We start from the raw sequence: 3204 nt of genomic DNA on the forward strand, positions 1-3204 counted from the left end.
TGCTCCTCCAACTGGGCTCGAACCAGTGACCTAAACCAGGTTTAACCAGCATAAACGCCACATTTAGGCCCCTTTCCACGACAATCCCACGACACCCGAAATCTTTTCCTCAACCGCTCTGCCTACAGCCTCCAAGTCCTCGTCGAAGAGCTCCGCATAGGTATCCAACGTCATCGCCGCGCTCGCGTGGCCCAACTGCCGCTGCACCACCTTCACATTCGCACCCGACGACACCATCAACCCCGCCGCCACATGCCGCAAACCATGCGGAGTCACACGCGGAAAATCAGGATGCTTCTCCATGCAACGACCAAGCGCGTTGTAGTACCACTTTCCATGAGTCGGCGGTTTCATCGGTGTGCCGTCACGCCGTGGCCATAACAAATCGTCCGGCCCCTTCCCGTTCATCACAGGGACCAGCATTTGCATCACCGTAGGCGGTACAGACACCTGGCGAACCTCATGCGTCTTAGGCGTGCCCACAATCACGTCCTTGCCGACGGTGACAGCGTTGCGCTCAATGCTGATGCGGTTGCGAAGCACATTCACATCCCGAACGCGCAGCGCCGCCGCTTCACCCCACCTCAGGCCCACGGTGCCGAGAAGCCACACCAGTTCTTGATACCGGGTGCATTCATCCACCAGTTGGCCTAGCTGCTCCGCCGTCAAATACACCTTCCTAGCCGCGTCCTTGCGGGGGAGTTTAACCCCACGCGCCGGATTCTCACGGATCGCTTTATCCATCACCGCCAGGTCAAGAATCTGCGCCAGCACCGCGTGAGCCTGCCGCACCAGCGACGCAGACCTATCCAATGAGGACACCCAGGCTTGCACCTCTGAGGGCTTGATGCTGAATACTTTCCGCTTGCCCCATTGTGGTTCCACGTGGTTACGCCACACCGCTAGCATGTCGTACCTAGTTTTGGGCTTGAGGTGCGTGAGGTTTGCCTCCCACGCTGCCTGAACCTCACTCACGGTAACTTTGCCGGCGTTGGGGTCAATCCAGTCCTGCTGGTGCATGCGGACTGCGTTCTCGTCGGCCCACTTTTGGGCGAGGTCTTTTGTTCTGAACCCCTGTTTGGTGTGGCTCTTGCCATCAGGGCCACGGTACTGTACCCGCCACGCCCTACCTTTTGCGGCCTTGTACGACCTAATCGATGCCATAGAATAGACACGTCCTTCCTAAATTCCTGGTTGGATATCCCGGCTCTTGGTGCTCCTCCACTTCCACATGTTGAGCGCCAGGGGCTGGTTTGCTTTATGCTGTTGCTGGGCCCACATCCCCCCGTTGGGCCAGGACGCCCCGTGTTGAGCACAGCTCCACGGGGCAGTTCCGTTGATTGCAACGTCACAGGGGTCATTGGGCGGCCATTTATTGGGGTTTACTGGTAGGGGTCGTTCGCCCGGCAGTACTCCGCGGTATTATCGGCGGTGCAATCAGACCACCAGGACTGAATCTCGGAATTGCTGGGGTTTGGGTTGCCGCTCGCGTCGTGGCCGTATCCGCACTTGTACGCCGGACAGGTTCCGCCATCGGCGTAAGGGATCGTTGCCGGGTCCGGGCCGGGACCGAGGTTTGCCGCTTCCTGTGGCGGAAGTGCACAGTCTGGCCATTCGACCACACTCATATCTGAAAGTTGGGCGTAGCCATTTTCCCAGCACGCCACGAACGTCGGCTCGGCTGCCACCGGAGAAGTTGGTGAGTAGTTATCCACCGCAGGCTCAGTAGTCTCCGGCGCTAGGGACTGGGGCGTCGATGTCGTGGTACTCGTGGAGCTCGGCACCGAGGAACTGGCTGCCGGCGCACTGCTACTAGTAGAAGTTGAAGCGGTGGACGTTGCATGTCCAACTTCTTCGCCTTCGTTCGAGCACGCGGCCAGGGTGAGGGGGATGATGGCGAGGGTAGAGAGTAGGCGTTTCATGCTGCTTGCCTTTCATGGAGAGATTGCCAGGTTTTAAGTAGGTGTTTTGTGACTTCGAGTTCGTCGGCTATGGCAGGGAGGTGCCCGTGGTGCCACGCTGCTGCGGCCTCGAATTCGACGGGGGAGATGAGGAGTCGGGCGGCGTATTCGTCGGCGCGGCGTTCTTGACGCTGGTCGTAGTAGCCGTTTCCTGTGGGGATGTCACCGTAGTGTGCGTGGCCCAGTTCGTGGGCGAGGACGCTTTTGTACTGGCCGATTGATTGACCGCGCCTGGTGCTGATAATGCGCCGTTGGTGGTCGTACCAGCCGGGTGGCCCGCCGGTGTGGCGTTGTAGCTGCACGCCCATGCTTTCCGCTAGGAGGTGCAGCTCTACCGCGCTAATCGTCATCCACATCATTCCTTTCCGCGTCCTCGTCCGGGCCGCTGTAAGCAACCGCACTCAACGGCATTGAATCATCCCCATCGGACACGGGGGCACCCGCACGACGAGCAGCCAGGTCATCGTGCTCGAGCAGGGCACGTGCAGCGCCGCCTAGTTCTATTTTGTCGGCGTTGCTGAGGGTGTCCTCGGCCAGGCGGTAGACCAGTTCTTCAACGCTGGCTAAAGATAAGAGCTTGGCTCCGCCGTCCAGGAAGTCAAAGACCTCATCGCGGGTCAGATTCCCGAGTTCTACTAGCGCTTCAACGGGATTGATGTTTAGCCCACGGGATATGGCGATTATGTCTTCCGCCACCAATCCATTCTTCAATCGAAGGTTCACAGTGTTGCGTGAGGTTTCAAGAATGTCTGCCATGTCTTGGGCGGTGACGCGATGTCCGGCGAGGCTGGCGAAGATGTCTTTTACGTCTGCTGGGGTTGTCATGGCTTAAACCTTAGTGCATAAAAAACTTGTCAGCAAGTGGGGGTGTAGCTGGGGAAAGACAAAATGGGGGCACCCGAGTGAATTGCACTCTTGTCAATCTGGCGGAGATTGACATATTATGTTGTCACACCCGATAAACAGGAGAAAGAAAAGACAATGTTTCTTATCAGTCTTGATGAGTTGGACCGGGTAAAGCGCATTAACCACCTATCAACCGCAGTAGACCTAGCAAACCGCACCGGCCTATCGCGAAACACGTGGAACAGCGCAATCAAGAACCGCCGCCCAACCCCACAAGTCCTCAACGCACTAGCAGAACTAGGCGCAGCACCAGACCGAATCCTCGTTGCCGACGACCTAGAAGCCCTAACCGCATAAGAAAAGGAAAGCTCATGCCACAGGAAAACAAGGAACCCCC

The 3204-nt window shown here is 57.9% G+C and carries 5 protein-coding genes; 1 reads left to right on the plus strand and 4 read right to left on the minus strand.

Features of this window, described 5'->3' with window-relative positions:
• Nucleotides 1–63 precede the first annotated feature (63 nt).
• The 4 genes from HMPREF2978_RS00005 to HMPREF2978_RS00015 all read right to left on the minus strand — a co-directional run bounded on the left by HMPREF2978_RS00005 (nt 64) and on the right by HMPREF2978_RS00015 (nt 2786).
• A complete protein-coding gene (locus tag HMPREF2978_RS00005; protein ID WP_246818695.1) occupies nt 64–1020 on the minus strand; it encodes a tyrosine-type recombinase/integrase in 957 nt (318 codons plus the stop codon).
• Between the two features lie 362 nt (nt 1021–1382).
• On the minus strand, nt 1383–1922 hold the full coding sequence (locus HMPREF2978_RS12935) for a hypothetical protein (RefSeq protein WP_143342246.1): 540 nt from the start codon (nt 1920–1922) through the stop codon (nt 1383–1385).
• Nucleotides 1919–2311 carry an ImmA/IrrE family metallo-endopeptidase gene (locus HMPREF2978_RS00010; RefSeq protein ID WP_070743240.1) on the minus strand — a complete coding sequence of 131 codons (393 nt, stop codon included), beginning with the start codon at nt 2309–2311 and terminating at the stop codon, nt 1919–1921. The genes HMPREF2978_RS12935 and HMPREF2978_RS00010 overlap by 4 nt, the downstream gene beginning before the upstream one ends.
• On the minus strand, nt 2301–2786 hold the full coding sequence (locus tag HMPREF2978_RS00015) for a hypothetical protein (RefSeq protein WP_070743243.1): 486 nt from the start codon (nt 2784–2786) through the stop codon (nt 2301–2303). The genes HMPREF2978_RS00010 and HMPREF2978_RS00015 overlap by 11 nt, the downstream gene beginning before the upstream one ends.
• 156 nt (nt 2787–2942) lie before the next feature.
• Here HMPREF2978_RS00015 and HMPREF2978_RS00020 point away from each other — a divergent pair, with 156 nt between their 5' ends.
• Nucleotides 2943–3164: a transcriptional regulator gene (locus tag HMPREF2978_RS00020; protein WP_070743248.1), complete on the plus strand. Its 222-nt coding sequence runs from the start codon at nt 2943–2945 to the stop codon at nt 3162–3164.
• Nucleotides 3165–3204: the final 40 nt, after the last annotated feature.

This window comes from Corynebacterium sp. HMSC074C01, from assembly GCF_001814605.1.
In the GTDB taxonomy this organism is placed as follows: domain Bacteria; phylum Actinomycetota; class Actinomycetes; order Mycobacteriales; family Mycobacteriaceae; genus Corynebacterium.